Below are 16885 nucleotides of genomic sequence, written 5' to 3' on the forward strand. Positions count from 1 at the left end.
GGATTAATACAACGTGCTGGATAGAATTAAAGCCTGTTTTACCGAAAGCATCCAAACCCAGATCGCGGCGGCGGAGGCTCTGCCTGACGCCATCTCCCGCGCAGCGATGACGCTGGTTCAATCCTTACTCAACGGCAACAAGATCCTGTGCTGCGGCAACGGCACCTCGGCGGCCAACGCGCAGCATTTCGCCGCGAGCATGATCAACCGCTTTGAAACCGAACGCCCAAGCCTGCCGGCGATTGCCCTCAACGCCGACAACGTGGTGCTGACGGCGATCAGCAACGATCGGCTGCACGATGAAGTCTACGCCAAGCAGGTACGCGCGCTCGGGCATACCGGCGACGTATTGCTGGCGATTTCCACCCGCGGCAACAGCCGTGATATTGTGAAGGCGGTCGAAGCGGCGGTCACGCGTGACATGACGATTGTTGCGCTCACCGGCTACGACGGCGGGGAGCTGGCCGGTTTGCTCGGCCAACAGGATGTCGAGATCCGTATTCCATCGCACCGCAGCGCACGCATTCAGGAAATGCATATGCTGACCGTAAACTGCCTTTGCGATTTGATAGATAATACGTTGTTTCCCCACCAGGACGATTAAGGAACCGAGATGAAGCTAAAAGCCACATTTGCAGTGCTGTGCAGCGCCCTGCTGTTACAAGGCTGTATCGCCGGCGTCGTCGTCGGCAGCGCGGCCGTCGCCACTAAAACCGCCACCGATCCGCGCAGCGTAGGCACCCAGGTGGACGACGGCACATTGGAAGCCCGGGTAGAAAACGCCCTGAGCAAAGATCAACAGCTGAAGAAAGACACCCGGGTGGTCGCGACCGCCTATCAGGGTAAAGTGTTGCTGACCGGCCAGTCGCCGAGCGCCGACCTCACCGCCCGCGCCAAACAGATCGCCATGGGCGTGGAAGGCGCCACCGAAGTGTATAACGAGATCCGTCAGGGAACGCCGGTCAGCCTGAGCACCGCCTCGTCCGATACCTGGATCACCACCAAGGTGCGTTCGCAGCTGCTCACCAGCGATACGGTGAAATCGTCCAACGTGAAGGTCACTACCGAGAACGGCGAGGTGTTCCTGCTGGGCCTGGTGACCCAACAGGAAGGCCAGTCGGCCGCGCAGATCGCCAGCCAGGTCAGCGGCGTGAAGCACGTCACCACCGCCTTTACCTACGTGAAGTAATCGCCGGGCCGGGGGCTGCGCCATGCCGCCCCCGGCCGGTTAATCCAGTTTGTTCTCGCGCAGAAATCCTTCCCCGCCCAGCTGACGCATCTGGCGCATAATCCACTGCTGCCGCTGGATCACATAGCCGGACGGCGCATCCGCCCGGAACCGGTGCGGGTTCGGCAATACCGCCGCCAGCAGCGCCGCTTCAGAGGCGGTCAGGCGCTTGGCCGGCTTGTGGAAATAGCGCTGCGATGCCTCTTCCACGCCGAATACGCCGTCGCCTAACTCGACGATATTCAGATACACCGTGAGAATGCGCCTTTTGGTCCACACCAGTTCGATGCCCGACGTCAACCCGGCCTCCAGCCCTTTGCGCAGCCAGCTGCGGCCGTCCCACAGGAACAGGTTCTTGGCGGTTTGCTGCGACAGCGTCGAGGCGCCGCGGATGCGCGTCGGCCGCCGCTCGTTGTGGCTGAACGCCTTTTCGATCGCCGCCAGGTCAAAACCCCAGTGTTCGGGGAATTTTTGATCTTCCGCCGCCATCACCGCCAGCGCCATCTGCGGCGAGATGTCGCTCATCGGCACCCAGTCGGAGTGCGCGACATAGCCGAAATCGCCGCTCAGCCAGGCGCCAATCTGCCGCTCCGCCATCACCGCGGAAAACGGCACCGGCAGAAACGCGAAGGCCAGTATGCCCAACAGCCACAGGCCGATAAGCGCGATGACGCCGCGCTTCAGCCAAAACCAGGGGCGGGAAAGCAGCGACTTGCCGGCGGATTTTCTCATTCGGTCAGATCCAGCACGCGTGACACCAGTTTATCGATGCCGCCGGCCGCCTCGGCGATCGACTGCGCCAGCATATAAGCCGGCGTAGTCACCACCTTATGCTCGATATCCACCACGATGTCGTCTACCGGGCAAATCACCGGCTCGCCCCCCATCGCGTCGATCACTTCACCCAGATCCGGATCGTTGCCGATGGTCAGCCGCACCTGGCGGTTCAGCAGCTTCGGCAGCAGCGCCGGAGCGATGCACATAAAACCAATTGGTTTATTCGCCTTATGCATTTGCTGCGTCAGCCTAGCCAAATCTTCATCAACCTGACATTCGGCGCCGGCGGCGGCGAAGTTGCTGAGGTTCTTGGCCGCGCCAAAGCCGCCGGGAACGATCAGCGCGTCCAGCTGCGCGGCGTCGGCCTGCGCAAGCGGTTGAACCTGCCCTCTGGCGAGGCGAGCGGACTCTACCAGCACGTTGCGTCGCTCCGGCATTTCATCGCCGGATAAGTGATTAATAACATGAAGTTGGGGCTTATCCGGCGCAAAACACACCGCTTGGGCGCCGGCGCGATCCAGCGCCAGCAGCGTCAGCACCGCTTCATGGATCTCCGCGCCGTCATAAACCCCGCAGCCGCTGAGCACCACACCTACCTTTTTCATCGTTCTGACTCCCGTTGCTACTGTCAACCGGTTAGTGCTCGGAGTTGACAAACACTAATCTACATCACACATTTTAATGAATCTTCTAACAAGAGCGCTTACATTTGCTATGTTGTTGGCTGTATGATGTTTAGGAATTATCTACAACCTGCTCGATCAGAACACTGAAACCAATACGCAGGTTCACAATTTCCCTGGTGTTGGCGCAATATTCGCGCACCCCGGCTTAGGTCGGGGTCATTTTTTTTCAGCGTTCTCCACCCATGCACGCAAGACCTGCACGTCGTTACGCCATTCCTGCTTCAGCTCGTCCACCCAGTCCTGCACGTTATCCCACCAGGCCGGCAACGTCGGCGTCTGGATCTGCTGCGCCAACTGCTGCAGATGGCGCAGGCCGACCGAGCCGGCGGCGCCCTTGATCTTGTGCCCTTCCTCGGTGATGCCCTTCTGATCGCGCGCCGTCATGTTGGACTCCAGCACCGCCAAATAACCCGGCATCATCTGCTCGAACATCTCCAGGCTCTGGTGGATCAGCTGCGGCCCGACCAAATCCATATACTGTTCCAGCATTGCGGTATCGAGTAACGACTCATTAATCTGCATCGCCTTGTGCTCCGTTTTCTTTGAAGTATGAGAAGGTTGATGATCCCAATAGTGTTTGATAACCCGGGTCAGCGCCGGCACCGACAGCGGCTTGCTCAGCACGTCGTCCATGCCCGCATCGAGGTATTCCTTTTTGTCTTTCAGGACGTTGGCGGTCAACGCCACCAGCGGCGGCAGCGCCTGCCCGGCATAGCGTTCGCGCAGCGCCCGGGCGATGTCCAGCCCGGTCATGTCCGGCAGCTGAATGTCCAGCAGCACCAGGTCGAACTCGTCCGGATCGAACATCGCCAGCGCGTCGTGGCCGTTCATCGCCACCTCCACGCTGTTGCCCAGCTTCTCCAGCACCGAGCGCGCCACGATCACGTTCAGTTCGATGTCTTCCACCAGCAGGATATGCAGCGCCGGCAACGGCAGCTCCTCCTCCGTCTGCACCTCGCTGACGGCCTCCTGCACCGCCGGCGCCTTGATGGTCAGCGTGAAGCAGGATCCCTGCCCCTGCACGCTGTGGACGCTGATGTCGCCGCCCATGCTCTGCGCCAGCCGTTTGGACACCGCCAGCCCGATGCCGGTGCCGGTCGCCGGGCGGCCGCCGTGCTGATCCTTCACCTGATAATACATGGCGAAAATCTTGTCCTGCTCGTCCTGCGGAATGCCCATGCCCGAGTCTTCCACCTCGAACACCAGCTTCTCCTGCGCTTCGCGCCGCACCCGCACCAGGATCTGCCCCTGCTGGGTGAACTTCACCGCGTTGCCGATCAGATTCCACAGGATCTGCCGCAGGCGCGTGCCGTCGGTGATGATCTGCTGCGGCAGCGGCAGCTGCGGCTCCAGAACGAACTGCAGCCCTTTCGGCTGCGCCAGCAGGCCGGAGAGGTTTTCCAGGTCCGCCAGGAAGCCGGTGAAATCCACCGGCTGGTTATCCAGCTGCACCTTGCGCCGCTCGAGCTTGTCCATTTCGATAATGTCGTTGAAGATGTTGCCGAGGGTGATGGCGCTGACGTGGATGGTTTTCAGGTATTTCAGCTGTTCGTCGTTCAGTTCGGTATCGAGCAGGATGCGGCTGAGGCCAACGATGCCGTTAAGCGGCGTACGCAGCTCGTGGCTGATCGTTGAGATGAAGGTGGTCTTGTCCCTGCTGGCGTTCTCCAGCGCGTCCTGGTAGCGCTTACGCTCGGTTATATCGCGCCCGAAGCCCATCAGCCCGTGACGCTTGCCCACCCGATCATAAAACGGCACTTTGCGCAGTTCGAAACAGGCCTTGCGGCCGTCCGGATACACCAGCCATTGCTCGTAGGTCAGCGAGACGTTGTGGCGGAACACTTTTTCGTCGGTCTCGATCACCTTCTCGGCGATCTCCTGGCCGTAGACGTCGTACGGCGTCAGGCCGATCAGCTGCTTTTCGCTTTTGCCGGTCAGCAGCTCCATCGCCCGGTTGCAGCCGGAAAATTCTTTGTCTTCGTTGCGGTAATACACCAGGTCGGGCGAGGCGTCGAGGAAGGAACGCAGCAGCGCCGACTGTTGGCCCAGCTCGATTTGCGCCAGCTCGCGCTGTTCCATTTCTTCCGTCAGCTTTTCCATCACCTGCAGACGCTCTTCTTCCGCTTTGATGCGGTCGGCGATCTCCTGGTTCAGTTGGCTGATGTTGTTCTTGAGCTGCTGGTTCAATTCCAGGTCGCGGTGGCGCATCTCTTCCAGCTTGTCCACCAGCCGCGCCAGCCGCTGGCGCGATTCCTCCAGCTGTTCGACCACCACCGACAGAAAGTAAACCGCCCAGGGGGTGATCAGCAGGCCGAAGAAGATCGAGCGCACCACGTCGATGCTTTCCACTTCGCCGCGCAGCAGCATGGTCACCGCCATCTGCACCACCATCGCCAGCACCACCAGCGCCGAAGCCAGCAGCAGCGAGAAACGCACCAGCCCCAGTTTCACCATTAGATCAACGTAATACTGGGCCAATACCCGGATTTGCTTCATAGCGGCTCCCATCAGACACAATCTTTTGAATCATACCGTAAAACACCGGTGAGATAAGGCGGCAAACGTCGAAGTGTGGCAAAGATTGCAAATCAACGCGGGGTTCAGGGCCGATAACGCCACTTTTCATCCAGCGCGCTGCCCTGCCCGCCATGCTGCTGCAGGTAGCCGCCCACCGCCTGCATGCCGTTCCAGCGGCTCTCGCACCATAATGGTGCCAACGGCGTCGACCGGCGGGCCTGCTGGGCGGCCTGCCGGTAACAGGAGAAATTATGGCCGCGATTGATGCGGTTCAGCGTTTTATCGTGCGCCGTCTGCAGCCCCAGCCACGCCTCATATCCCTGTCGGCTGCAGGCTGGGCTTATGGATCTTTTCACCATGGCGGCGCTGGAAATCGGCGCCAAACATATTGACTAATTGCGGCAACGGCATAATCTTGGCGTTTCTCTGCGTTCAAAGCCCGTGATGCTAATAAGAAACGGCTTTTCCCGCGATGACGGAGATCAACGCTTTCCCCGCAAGGCGCCGCCAGGCATAACTATTCATTATAAATGCAAATAAAATCACCAAGGCCACGATGAATTTTTCTAATTCTCGCGCAACCGTTAACGCCGGTATGACAATACGATTAAAAATAGTTACAAACATCAACAAACTTATATTTAATAGAATAAAACTCTGGCATTCCCACCCGCACTAGCATGGTGCAGAGATTCAACGGTTGCACTATAGTGAGACAGCTCACATTTTTTCCGGGCCCGACGCATCTCGCCGCAAGCGTAAATTCGCGTAAAAAACATTAATTATCAAATAAATAAGTCGAATTAATTCAATAAAAATCTATCTTAAGCCTATATTTGACCTGCGTATTCTTTCTCGCTAAGTTGGAAGTCCGCTGGAAGCTTTCTGGACGGGCAAACGTCTCGTCATATTTATGCAGTAATTTAAGACTCCCTCTTAAAACAAGTCATATACCACTTGTGAGAACCGTCACGAGAGGCCATTAACGGAGGGCGGAAAAGCAGATTGGCGGGGTTAACTTGCTGATTGGACTTCTGCCTGAAGTTGGGAAGCCCCCTCGCAGTAGGTTGTGAGAGTCACGCAGAGCCTGGGGAGGTTCACTGATATGTTGTACGATAAATCCCATGAGAGGGACAACTGTGGTTTCGGCCTGATCGCCCACATAGAAGGCGAACCTAGCCATAAGGTGGTGCGTACCGCCATTCACGCGCTGGCCCGCATGCAGCACCGTGGCGCAATTCTTGCTGACGGCAAGACGGGCGACGGTTGCGGCCTGTTATTGCAAAAGCCCGATCGCTTTTTCCGCATGGTGGCGGAAGAGCGCGGCTGGCGTTTAGCCAAAAACTACGCGGTCGGCATGATGTTCCTCAGCCAGAACGAAGAGGAAGCGCGCGCCAGCCGCCGCATTGTAGAAGAAGAGCTGCAAAACGAAACGCTGTCGATCGTCGGCTGGCGCGAAGTGCCGACCAACCCGGACGTGCTGGGTGAGATCGCGCTTTCTTCCCTGCCGCGCATCGAACAGATTTTCGTTAACGCCCCGGCCGGCTGGCGCCCGCGCGATATGGAACGCCGCCTGTTCGTGGCGCGCCGCCGCATCGAAAAACGCGTCCAGGACGACAGCTTCTACGTCTGCAGCTTTTCCAACCTGGTGACGATCTATAAAGGCCTGTGCATGCCTGCGGATCTGCCGCGCTTTTATCTCGACCTGGCGGACCTGCGTCTGGAATCGGCCATCTGCCTGTTCCACCAGCGTTTTTCCACCAATACCGTGCCGCGCTGGCCGCTGGCGCAGCCGTTCCGCTACCTGGCGCACAACGGCGAAATCAACACCATCACCGGCAACCGCCAGTGGGCTCGCGCCCGCACCTATAAATTCCAGACGCCGCTGATCCCTGACCTGCAGGCCGCCGCGCCGTTCGTCAACGAAACCGGCTCCGACTCCAGCTCGCTGGACAACATGCTGGAGCTGCTGCTGGCGGGCGGTATGGACCTGATCCGCGCCATGCGCCTGCTGGTGCCGCCGGCCTGGCAGAACAACCCGGACATGGACACCGACCTGCGCGCCTTCTTCGACTTCAACTCGATGCACATGGAGCCGTGGGACGGCCCGGCCGGCATCGTGATGTCCGACGGCCGCTACGCCGCCTGTAACCTCGACCGCAACGGCCTGCGCCCGGCGCGCTATGTGATAACCAAAGACAAGCTGATCACCTGCGCCTCTGAGGTCGGCATCTGGGATTACCAGCCGGATGAAGTGGTGGAAAAGGGCCGCGTCGGCCCCGGCGAACTGATGGTGATCGACACCCGCAGCGGCCGCATTCTGCACTCGGCCGAAACCGACAACGATCTGAAAAGCCGCCACCCGTATAAAGAGTGGATGGAAAAGAACGTCAAGCGTCTGGTGCCGTTCGAAGACCTGCCGGCCGATCAGGTGGGCAGCCGCGAACTGGACGACGCGCAGCTCGAAACCTACCAGAAACAGTTCGGCTACAGCAGCGAAGAGCTGGATCAGGTGATCCGCGTGCTGGGCGAGATCGGCCAGGAGGCAACCGGCTCGATGGGTGACGATACCCCGTTCGCCGTGCTCTCCAGCCGCCCGCGCATCGTCTATGACTACTTCCGCCAGCAGTTCGCGCAGGTGACCAACCCGCCGATCGATCCGCTGCGCGAAGCGCACGTGATGTCGCTGGCGACCAGCATCGGCCGCGAAATGAACGTGTTCTGCGAAGCCGAAGGCCAGGCGCACCGCCTGAGTTTCAAATCGCCGATCCTGCTGTACTCCGATTTCAAGCAGCTGACCACGCTGGAAGGCGAATACTACCGCGCCGACACTCTGGATCTGACCTTCGATCCGGCTGAGCAGGATCTGGAGCAGACCATTCGCGCGCTGTGCGACGAAGCGGAGCGCAAGGTGCGCGACGGCGCCGTGCTGCTGGTGCTTTCCGACCGCGCCATCGCCCCCAACCGTTTGCCGGTGCCTGCCCCCATGGCGGTCGGCGCCATCCAGACGCGTCTGGTGGAAAAAAGCCTGCGCTGCGACGCCAACATCATCGTTGAAACCGCCAGCGCCCGCGACCCGCACCACTTCGCCGTGCTGCTCGGTTTCGGCGCCACCGCCATCTACCCGTACCTGGCCTACGAAACGCTGGCCAAGCTGGTCGACAGCCAGGCGATCGACAAACAGTACCGCGAGGTGATGCTGAACTACCGTAACGGCATCAACAAGGGCCTGTACAAGATCATGTCCAAAATGGGCATTTCGACCATCGCCTCGTACCGCTGCTCCAAGCTGTTCGAAGCGGTCGGCCTGCACCGCTCCCTGTCCGAGCTGTGCTTCCAGGGCGTGATCAGCCGCATCGGCGGCGCCAGCTTCGGCGACTTCCAGCAGGATCTGCAGAACCTGTCCAAACGCGCCTGGCTGAAACGCAAACCGCTGGAACAGGGCGGCCTGCTGAAGTTCGTCCACGGCGGCGAATACCACGCCTATAACCCGGACGTGGTCAGCACGCTGCAAAAAGCGGTGCACAGCGGCGAATACAGCGACTATCAGGCCTACGCCAAGCTGGTGAACGAGCGTCCGGTCGCCATGCTGCGCGACCTGCTGGCCATCACGCCGCAGGGCACGCCGATCCCGGTCGATCAGGTTGAGCCGGCGGAATCGCTGTTCAAACGCTTCGACACCGCGGCGATGTCGATCGGCGCGCTGAGCCCGGAAGCGCACGAGTCGCTGGCCATCGCCATGAACAGCCTCGGCGGCTTCTCCAACTCCGGCGAAGGCGGCGAAGACCCGGCGCGTTACGGCACCAACAAGGTGTCGCGCATCAAGCAGGTGGCCTCCGGCCGCTTCGGCGTGACGCCGGCCTACCTGGTCAACGCCGACGTGATCCAGATTAAGGTGGCGCAGGGCGCCAAACCGGGCGAAGGCGGCCAGCTGCCGGGCGATAAAGTCACCCCGTATATCGCCAAGCTGCGTTACTCGGTGCCGGGCGTGACCCTGATCTCCCCGCCGCCGCATCATGACATCTATTCGATCGAAGACCTGGCTCAGCTGATCTTCGACCTGAAACAGGTCAATCCGAAGGCGGTGATCTCGGTGAAACTGGTGTCCGAACCGGGCGTCGGCACCATCGCCACCGGCGTGGCGAAAGCCTATGCCGACCTGATCACCATCGCCGGCTACGACGGCGGCACCGGCGCCAGCCCGCTGTCTTCGGTGAAATACGCCGGCTGTCCGTGGGAGCTGGGCCTGGTGGAAACCCAACAGGCGCTGGTGGCCAACGGCCTGCGCCACAAGATCCGCCTGCAGGTGGACGGCGGCCTGAAAACCGGCGTGGACATCGTCAAGGCGGCGATCCTCGGCGCGGAAAGCTTCGGCTTCGGCACCGGCCCAATGGTGGCGCTGGGCTGCAAATACCTGCGCATCTGCCACCTGAACAACTGCGCGACCGGCGTGGCGACCCAGGACGACAAGCTGCGCCGCGATCACTACCACGGCCTGCCGGAGCGCGTGACCCACTACTTCCAGTTCATCGCGCGCGAAACCCGCGAGATCATGGCGCAGCTGGGCGTCAGTCAACTGGTCGACTTGATTGGCCGCACCGAGTTCCTGACCGAACTGGACGGCATCTCGGCCAAGCAGAACAAGCTGGATCTGTCGCCGATGCTGAAAACCGCCACCCCGCATCCGGGCAAGGCGCTGTACTGCACCGAAAGCAGCAACCCGCCGTTCGACAAGGGCCTGCTGAACAAAGAGCTGCTGGCGCAGGCGGAACCGCATATCGAAGCGAAGCACAGCAAAACCTTCTACTTCGATATCCGCAACACCGATCGTTCGGTGGGCGCAATGCTGTCTGGCGCCATCGCTACCGCACATGGCGATCAGGGCATGGCGGCCGATCCGATCAAGGCGCACTTCTCCGGCACCGCCGGGCAAAGCTTCGGCGTGTGGAACGCCGGCGGCGTTGAGCTGACCCTGACCGGCGACGCCAACGACTACGTCGGCAAAGGCATGGCCGGCGGCAGCATCGCGGTGCGTCCGCCGATCGGTTCCGCGTTCCGCAGCCACGAAGCCAGCATCATCGGCAACACCTGCCTGTACGGCGCCACCGGCGGCAAGCTGTTCGCCGCTGGCCGCGCGGGCGAACGCTTCGCGGTGCGCAACTCCGGCGCCATCACCGTGGTGGAAGGCATTGGCGACAACGGCTGTGAATACATGACCGGCGGCATCGTCTGCGTGTTGGGTAAAACCGGCATCAACTTCGGTGCGGGCATGACCGGCGGCTTCGCCTACGTGCTGGACGAAGACGGCGAGTTCCGCAAGCGCGTCAACCCGGAACTGGTGGAAGTGCTGGACGTTGACCAACTGGCCATTCACGAAGAGCACCTGCGCGGCCTGATTACCGAGCACGTGCAGGCGACCGGTTCTTCCCGCGCGGAAGAGATCCTGGCCAACTGGCCGGAATGGGCGCCGAAGTTCGCTCTGGTCAAGCCGAAGTCCAGCGATGTCAAAGCATTGTTGGGTCACCGTAGTCGTTCCGCAGCCGAGCTGCGGGTTCAGGCGCAGTAAGAGGTAGGTCATTAATGAGTCAGAATGTTTATCAATTTATCGACCTGCAGCGTGTTGATCCGCCAAAGAAACCGCTGAAGATCCGTAAAATTGAGTTTGTAGAGATTTACGAGCCGTTTTCGGAAACCCAGGCGAAAGCGCAGGCAGACCGCTGTCTGTCCTGCGGCAACCCTTATTGCGAATGGAAATGCCCGGTTCACAACTACATCCCGAACTGGCTGAAGCTGGCGAACGAAGGCCGCATCATGGAGGCGGCGGATCTGGCGCACCAGACCAACAGCCTGCCGGAAGTGTGCGGCCGCGTCTGCCCGCAGGATCGCCTGTGCGAGGGTTCCTGCACCCTGAACGATGAGTTCGGTGCGGTGACCATCGGCAACATCGAGCGTTATATCAGCGATAAGGCCATCGAAATGGGCTGGAAGCCGGATATGTCGCACGTACAGCCGACCGGCAAGCGCGTGGCGATCGTCGGCGCCGGCCCGGCCGGGCTGGCCTGCGCCGACGTGCTGACCCGCAACGGCGTCAAGGCGGTGGTGTACGATCGTCATCCGGAGATCGGCGGCCTGCTGACCTTCGGCATTCCGGCCTTCAAGCTGGAAAAAGAGGTGATGATCAAGCGCCGCGGCATCTTCAGCGAGATGGGCATCGAGTTCCGGCTGAATACCGAAGTGGGCAAGGACGTGGCGATGGAAACGCTGCTGGACGAGTTCGATGCGGTGTTCCTGGGCGTCGGCACCTATCAGTCGATGCGCGGCGGGCTGGAGAACGAAGACGCGCCGGGCGTTTACGACGCGCTGCCGTTCCTGATCGCCAACACCAAGCAACTGATGGGCTATGAAGCCGAGCAGCACGAGCCGTACGTCAGCATGGAAGGCAAACGCGTGGTGGTGCTGGGCGGCGGCGATACCGCGATGGACTGCGTGCGCACTTCGATCCGTCAGGGCGCGACGCAGGTTACCTGCGCCTATCGCCGCGACGAAGCCAACATGCCGGGTTCCAAACGCGAGGTGAAAAACGCCCGCGAGGAAGGCGTGGAGTTCAAGTTCAACCTGCAGCCGTTGAGCATCGAGCTGAACAGCGCCGGCCGCGTAGCCGGCGTCAGAATGGTGCGCACCCAGCTGGGCGCCCCGGACGCCAACGGCCGCCAGGCGGCGGAACAGGTGCCGGGCTCCGAGCACGTGATCGACGCCGACGCGGTGGTGATGGCCTTCGGTTTCCGTCCGCACCGGATGGACTGGCTGGCGGCGCACGACGTGCAGCTCGACAAGCAGGGGCGCATTCTGGCCCCGGAAAGCACCGACAACGCCTTCCAGACCAGCAACCCGAAAATCTTCGCCGGCGGCGATGCGGTGCGCGGTTCGGATCTGGTGGTGACGGCGATTGCCGAGGGCCGCAAGGCCGCCGACGGCATCATGAACTACCTGGAAGTGTAATCGCCGCTCTCCTGCCTCAGAGGCCCGGTTCGCCGGGCCTCTGCCTTTTCCGCCCCGCCACGCCTGGTAACAACCTCTCCCGCCATAACCCACTCGACGCGCTATAGTATTCAGTTAGCATCATTCGGCGGCGCGGCGGCGCCTGACATCTTGATAAGGATAGCTAACATGAAATGCTCCGTTTCCTTGCTGGCCGGCACCTTGCTGGCCGTCAGCTTCAGTTCCTCGGCCATGGCGCCGGATGCGCAGGAGGTCGGCTACAACATCGAGGCGCGCGGCGCCGCGCCGGTGGTGGCGCAATTGGCCAAGGCGGGCCAGCTGCACGCGGTGGAAGACAGCATCAGGCTGGGCGACGACGGCTGGATTGCGCTGGCGCCCAAGCTGGCCAACGGCGGCAACGCCGGCTTCACCAGCGGCATCAAATCGGCCCTGTCTTCGGCGCTGGTCTACAACCCGGCGGCGGTGCTGCACGCGCTCAACCAGGGCAACAACCTGCCAATCAATGACATTTGCACCGCGCCGCCCGAAGTCCAGGGCGATACCGCCATCACCAGCTTCAGGCAACGCGCCACGCATGCGCTCTCGACCGTGCGCGTCGGCGATCTCGGCGCCCCGCGCGATGCCTGCATGGCGGCGTTGAAGGGCTGATTAGCAAATGGCAGGCAATAAAAAAGGTACCGCATGCGGTACCTTTTTCGTTTGCTGCGGCAGCGTTATTTCACGACGCGCAACGCCGGGCGCCCCCCGCGCGGCGGCTGTGGCGGCTCGTCATCCGGATCCTGGTCGTCGCTGACGTCCGGGCGGTCGCCGTCAATCACCGACATCAGGCTTTCGGAAGGGATGGTTTCGCTGTCCAACCCCTCGAAGGTGCCCTCGGCCTCATAGGCGGCTTCCGGTTCGAACATGGTGCCTGCGCCGTTCTCGCGCGCGTAAATCGCCAGCACGGCGGCCATCGGCACCGAAACCTGACGCGGCACGCCGCCGAAGCGCGCGTTGAAATGCACGTCTTCGTTGCCCAGCTCCAGATTGCCGACCGCGCGCGGCGCGATGTTCAGCACGATCTGGCCGTCGCGGGCGAACTCCATCGGCACCTGCACGTCGGGACGCGTGACGTCCACCACCAGATGCGGCGTCAGCTGGTTATCAAGCAGCCAGTCATAGAAGGCCCGCAGCAGGTACGGACGGCGCGGAGTCATCTGAGACATGTCCATAACGCTTAGCCCCGGGTCTGCAGGCGCATTTCGCGCTCGGCTTCGGTCAGGGAGGCCAGGAACGCGTCGCGTTCGAATACGCGGGTCATGTAGCCTTTCAGCTCCTTGGAGCCCGCGCCGCTCAGCTCGATGCCCAGCTGCGGCAAACGCCACAGCAGCGGCGCCAGGTAGCAATCCACCAGGCTGAACTCTTCGCTCATGAAGTACGGCGTCTGGCCGAAGATCGGCGCGATCGCCAACAGCTCTTCACGCAGCTGACGGCGGGCGGATTCCGCTTCCTGGCCGCTGCTCTGCTCGATTTTGTACATCAGCGAGTACCAGTTTTTCTCGATACGCAGCATCATCAGGCGGCTTTCACCGCGCGCGACCGGGTAAACCGGCATCAGCGGCGGATGCGGGAAACGCTCATCAAGGTATTCCATGATGATGCGGGATTCATACAGGGTCAGCTCGCGATCGACCAGCGTAGGCACCGTTTGGTAAGGATTGAGGTCAATCAGATCCTGCGGCAGGTTATCCAGCTCGACCTGCTCAATCTCGACGCTGACACCTTTCTCCGCCAGTACGATGCGTACTTGATGGCTAAAAATGTCGGTCGGGCCAGAAAACAGCGTCATTACCGAACGTTTGTTGGCAGCGACAGCCATGAAAACCTCCAAGTTATCTAGAAAATACTGCGAATAGCCAACTGACAGGCTGCTATCCTGAATGATCTTGCCGCGGCCGGCAGCTCGCAATCAACCTGGGTCATAAAAACCGGCCTGGAAGGTAAACTGACGACAACTGCACGGCGAACAGGCGCAAAAGTGGATGATAGTTTACCAGATTTTGCTTGTTTTGTGGGGATCCTGCGGCGATTTCATGTTGAATTGTCTGATATGCCACAGATTTTAGTGGAGACGCGCGGATTTTGAGGCATAAAAAAACCCGGTGAAGCACCGGGTTTTTTGCGTAAATCGCACTGCCGAAGCAGTAGAAATTAACGCTTGGAGAACTGCGGACGGCGACGTGCTTTACGCAGGCCGACTTTCTTACGTTCAACCTGACGAGCGTCACGAGTGACGAAGCCGGCTTTACGCAGTTCAGAACGCAGAGTCTCGTCGTATTCCATCAGTGCACGGGTAATACCGTGACGGATAGCGCCAGCTTGACCGGAGATACCACCACCTTTAACGGTGATGTACAGATCCAGTTTGCCAACCATGTCGACCAGTTCCAGCGGCTGACGAACTACCATGCGGGCAGTTTCGCGACCGAAGTACTGTTCCAGGCTGCGCTGGTTGATAACGATGTTACCGTTGCCCGGCTTGATGAAGACGCGAGCGGCGGAGCTTTTGCGGCGACCAGTGCCGTAGTATTGATTTTCAGCCATTGCCATTAATCCCGATTAAATGTCCAGAACTTGCGGTTGCTGTGCCGCGTGATTGTGCTCGGTGCCCGCGTAAACTTTCAGTTTACGGAACATAGCACGACCCAGCGGGCCCTTTGGCAGCATGCCTTTAACCGCGATTTCAATCACGCGCTCAGGACGGCGGGCAATCATCTCTTCAAAGGTCGCTTGCTTGATACCACCGATGTGGCCGGTGTGGTGGTAGTACACTTTGTCTGTACGCTTGTTGCCGGTTACAGCAACTTTTTCTGCGTTCAGAACGATGATGTAATCACCGGTATCCACGTGCGGGGTGTATTCCGCTTTATGCTTGCCGCGCAGGCGACGAGCCAGTTCAGTAGCGAGACGGCCTAAAGTTTTACCATCTGCATCAACAACGTACCAGTCGCGTTTTACGGTTTCTGGTTTAGCTGTAAAAGTTTTCATTAGAAAGCTTACCCAATAATTAGTTACACGTTGGTGAACACCCAAACGCTCGAAAACAGTTGAGGCTCACACGACCATACAAGTCCAGCAAACCTACCCCTTCGAATAGCCATTGCCGGCACTATAAAGTTTTTGGGAAAAAAAACTTTGTTGTAACGTGGGGTCGCAAGATTATAGAGAAGTCGCTCGCAAAGATCGAACGGTTTTTGAATGGAAAAGCAATTTATCGCCGGCAGCGCGTCACCGGCGATCGCGCCGCGCCCCTCAGGGCAAGTGCGGCAGCCTGAGGTACTCTTCGCTCTGCATCTCCTGCAGGCGCGACAGGCAGCGCTGATACTCAAACTTCAGCCGCTCGCCCTGGTAGATCTCGAACATCGGCGCCTCGGCGGCTATCACCAGCTTGACGTGGCGTTCGTAGAATTCATCCACCAGCGCCAGGAAGCGGCGCGCGGTGTTCTCTTTCAGCGGCCCCATCACCTGCACATCATACAGCATCACGCTGTGATACAGGCGCGACAGCGCAATATAGTCCAGCTGGCTGCGCGCCTCTTCGCACAGGGTGTGGAAATCCACCGCCAGCACGCCGTCCACCGCGCGGATCGCCTGCAGCGGCCGGTGGTTGACCTGCAGCACCGGCGCCTCTTCGCCCGGCTTGCCCGCCAGCTTGACGAACATCCGGTCCAGGGTTTCCCGCGTTTGCTCATTGAGCGGCGTCAGGTACAGATGCGCCTGCGTCAGGGTACGCAGGCGGTAGTCGATGCCGGCGTCGACGTTCATCACGTCGCAGTATTGGTTGATCAGCTCGATAGCCGGCAGGAAGCGCGCGCGCTGCAGGCCGTTGCGGTACAGATCGTCCGGCGGAATATTGGAGGTGGCCACCAGCGTAATGCCGCGAGCGAACAGCGCCTGCAGCAGCGTGGCCAGCAGCATGGCGTCGGTGATGTCGGAGACGAAGAACTCGTCGAAGCACAGTACGTCGGTTTGCGCCTTGAAGCCGTCGGCAATGGTTTCCAGCGGATTTTCCTGGCCCTGCAGAGCGGTCAGCTCTTCGTGCACCCGCAGCATGAAGCGGTGGAAATGCAACCGCAGCTTGCGATCGCCCGGCAGGCTGTGGAAAAACATGTCCATCAGCCAGGTTTTGCCGCGCCCGACGCCGCCCCACATGTACAGCCCCTGCACCGGGCGCTGCCGGGCCGGCTCGGCGCCTTTGCCCAGCAAACGGCCGAGCTTGCCGCGCAGCCCGCCGGTTGGCGCGCTCGCGGCCGGCGCCTGCTGCAGCGCCTGATAAATGCGGTCCAGCTGAGTGACGGCCTGGCATTGAACCTCATCGGCCTGATATTCCCCCGCAGCAAGCAGCCGCTGGTAACGTGATAACGGTGATTGTGCCTGCATCTGTTCGATGTTCCCTAAGAACGCTATCCCCTGCATCTTTCAAGCCGCTCGGTCGCCGCCTTGTTACAGCTCGAAATCTATTGGGCATAAGAAATTATTTAGCCAATTTTGGCGGCAAGTTGATGCTGCTTCGCACCGTTATCGCCACAAATGCCCGCTCCGGGCAACGCTGAAAAACCCTGCAAACACTAGGTAAAAGCGCATCAGGATTCCACTCGGACAAGGTTAACGGTTATAGTGGATATTATTAAGTGAAAAA

At 60.3% G+C, this 16885-nt stretch carries 13 protein-coding genes and 1 pseudogene; 5 read left to right on the forward strand and 9 right to left on the reverse strand.

Annotated elements, in window-relative coordinates; translation table 11 throughout:
* Nucleotides 1-13 precede the first annotated feature (13 nt).
* Together diaA and dolP are read left to right on the forward strand one after the other, a co-directional pair.
* A complete protein-coding gene (diaA, locus tag CKW09_RS21505) occupies nucleotides 14-604 on the forward strand; it encodes a DnaA initiator-associating protein DiaA (protein ID WP_061797139.1) in 591 nt (196 codons plus the stop codon).
* A gap of 9 nt (nucleotides 605-613) precedes the next feature.
* Entirely contained in the window at nucleotides 614-1189 is a 576-nt protein-coding gene (gene dolP, locus CKW09_RS21510) for a division/outer membrane stress-associated lipid-binding lipoprotein (RefSeq protein ID WP_061797136.1), read from the forward strand.
* A gap of 39 nt (nucleotides 1190-1228) precedes the next feature.
* On the opposite strand, the gene mtgA is transcribed toward dolP, so the two are convergent.
* From mtgA to CKW09_RS21530, 4 genes and pseudogenes are all read right to left on the reverse strand, one after another.
* On the reverse strand, nucleotides 1229-1960 hold the full coding sequence (mtgA, locus tag CKW09_RS21515; protein ID WP_061797134.1) for a monofunctional biosynthetic peptidoglycan transglycosylase: 732 nt from the start codon (nucleotides 1958-1960) through the stop codon (nucleotides 1229-1231).
* Nucleotides 1957-2610 carry an isoprenoid biosynthesis glyoxalase ElbB gene (gene elbB / locus CKW09_RS21520; RefSeq protein WP_095099382.1) on the reverse strand — a complete coding sequence of 218 codons (654 nt, stop codon included), beginning with the start codon at nucleotides 2608-2610 and terminating at the stop codon, nucleotides 1957-1959. Before elbB ends, mtgA begins: the two co-directional genes overlap by 4 nt.
* Nucleotides 2611-2847: 237 nt before the next feature.
* Nucleotides 2848-5187, reverse strand: coding sequence for an aerobic respiration two-component sensor histidine kinase ArcB (gene arcB, locus CKW09_RS21525; RefSeq protein ID WP_095099394.1), 2340 nt, complete (start codon nucleotides 5185-5187; stop codon nucleotides 2848-2850).
* Nucleotides 5188-5291: 104 nt separating this feature from the next.
* A pseudogene (locus CKW09_RS21530) lies at nucleotides 5292-5534 on the reverse strand (hypothetical protein); the annotation flags it as partial.
* A 779-nt stretch (nucleotides 5535-6313) separates the two neighbouring features.
* Between CKW09_RS21530 and gltB the strand changes: the two are divergent.
* The 3 genes from gltB to CKW09_RS21550 all read left to right on the forward strand — a co-directional run bounded on the left by gltB (nucleotide 6314) and on the right by CKW09_RS21550 (nucleotide 12855).
* Nucleotides 6314-10774, forward strand: a complete 4461-nt coding sequence (gene gltB, locus CKW09_RS21540; protein ID WP_061797125.1) for a glutamate synthase large subunit — start codon at nucleotides 6314-6316, stop codon at nucleotides 10772-10774.
* Nucleotides 10775-10788: 14 nt separating this feature from the next.
* Complete coding sequence (locus tag CKW09_RS21545; protein ID WP_061797123.1) at nucleotides 10789-12207, forward strand: glutamate synthase small subunit; 1419 nt, start codon at nucleotides 10789-10791, stop codon at nucleotides 12205-12207.
* Nucleotides 12208-12375: 168 nt separating this feature from the next.
* Nucleotides 12376-12855 (forward strand): hypothetical protein, encoded by a 480-nt coding sequence (locus CKW09_RS21550; RefSeq protein ID WP_061797120.1) that lies wholly within the window; start codon nucleotides 12376-12378, stop codon nucleotides 12853-12855.
* Nucleotides 12856-12920: 65 nt separating this feature from the next.
* Here CKW09_RS21550 and sspB read toward each other — a convergent pair whose 3' ends face one another.
* From sspB to zapE, 5 genes are all read right to left on the reverse strand, one after another.
* Nucleotides 12921-13418 (reverse strand): ClpXP protease specificity-enhancing factor, encoded by a 498-nt coding sequence (sspB, locus tag CKW09_RS21555; protein ID WP_061797118.1) that lies wholly within the window; start codon nucleotides 13416-13418, stop codon nucleotides 12921-12923.
* Nucleotides 13419-13423: 5 nt separating this feature from the next.
* Nucleotides 13424-14065 carry a stringent starvation protein SspA gene (gene sspA, locus CKW09_RS21560; RefSeq protein WP_061797116.1) on the reverse strand — a complete coding sequence of 214 codons (642 nt, stop codon included), beginning with the start codon at nucleotides 14063-14065 and terminating at the stop codon, nucleotides 13424-13426.
* 332 nt (nucleotides 14066-14397) lie between these two features.
* Complete coding sequence (gene rpsI / locus CKW09_RS21565; RefSeq protein ID WP_004937080.1) at nucleotides 14398-14790, reverse strand: 30S ribosomal protein S9; 393 nt, start codon at nucleotides 14788-14790, stop codon at nucleotides 14398-14400.
* Nucleotides 14791-14805: 15 nt separating this feature from the next.
* On the reverse strand, nucleotides 14806-15234 hold the full coding sequence (rplM, locus tag CKW09_RS21570) for a 50S ribosomal protein L13 (RefSeq protein ID WP_061797115.1): 429 nt from the start codon (nucleotides 15232-15234) through the stop codon (nucleotides 14806-14808).
* 264 nt (nucleotides 15235-15498) lie between these two features.
* Nucleotides 15499-16626, reverse strand: a complete 1128-nt coding sequence (gene zapE, locus CKW09_RS21575) for a cell division protein ZapE (RefSeq protein ID WP_061797113.1) — start codon at nucleotides 16624-16626, stop codon at nucleotides 15499-15501.
* Between the last annotated feature and the right edge of the window lie 259 nt (nucleotides 16627-16885).

Origin of the sequence: Serratia ficaria (assembly GCF_900187015.1) — a bacterium.
Taxonomy (GTDB): domain Bacteria; phylum Pseudomonadota; class Gammaproteobacteria; order Enterobacterales; family Enterobacteriaceae; genus Serratia; species Serratia ficaria.

What these genes read in the sequence shown, in the direction of transcription:
- dolP (WP_061797136.1), top strand. Translation starts at nt 614, where the DNA reads ATGAAGCTAAAAGCCACATTTGCAGTGCTGTGCAGCGCCCTGCTGTTA.
- mtgA (WP_061797134.1), bottom strand. Translation starts at nt 1,960, where the DNA reads ATGAGAAAATCCGCCGGCAAGTCGCTGCTTTCCCGCCCCTGGTTTTGG.
- elbB (WP_095099382.1), bottom strand. Translation starts at nt 2,610, where the DNA reads ATGAAAAAGGTAGGTGTGGTGCTCAGCGGCTGCGGGGTTTATGACGGC.
- arcB (WP_095099394.1), bottom strand. Translation starts at nt 5,187, where the DNA reads ATGAAGCAAATCCGGGTATTGGCCCAGTATTACGTTGATCTAATGGTG.
- gltB (WP_061797125.1), top strand. Translation starts at nt 6,314, where the DNA reads ATGTTGTACGATAAATCCCATGAGAGGGACAACTGTGGTTTCGGCCTG.
- CKW09_RS21545 (WP_061797123.1), top strand. Translation starts at nt 10,789, where the DNA reads ATGAGTCAGAATGTTTATCAATTTATCGACCTGCAGCGTGTTGATCCG.
- CKW09_RS21550 (WP_061797120.1), top strand. Translation starts at nt 12,376, where the DNA reads ATGAAATGCTCCGTTTCCTTGCTGGCCGGCACCTTGCTGGCCGTCAGC.
- sspB (WP_061797118.1), bottom strand. Translation starts at nt 13,418, where the DNA reads ATGGACATGTCTCAGATGACTCCGCGCCGTCCGTACCTGCTGCGGGCC.
- sspA (WP_061797116.1), bottom strand. Translation starts at nt 14,065, where the DNA reads ATGGCTGTCGCTGCCAACAAACGTTCGGTAATGACGCTGTTTTCTGGC.
- rpsI (WP_004937080.1), bottom strand. Translation starts at nt 14,790, where the DNA reads ATGGCTGAAAATCAATACTACGGCACTGGTCGCCGCAAAAGCTCCGCC.
- rplM (WP_061797115.1), bottom strand. Translation starts at nt 15,234, where the DNA reads ATGAAAACTTTTACAGCTAAACCAGAAACCGTAAAACGCGACTGGTAC.
- zapE (WP_061797113.1), bottom strand. Translation starts at nt 16,626, where the DNA reads ATGCAGGCACAATCACCGTTATCACGTTACCAGCGGCTGCTTGCTGCG.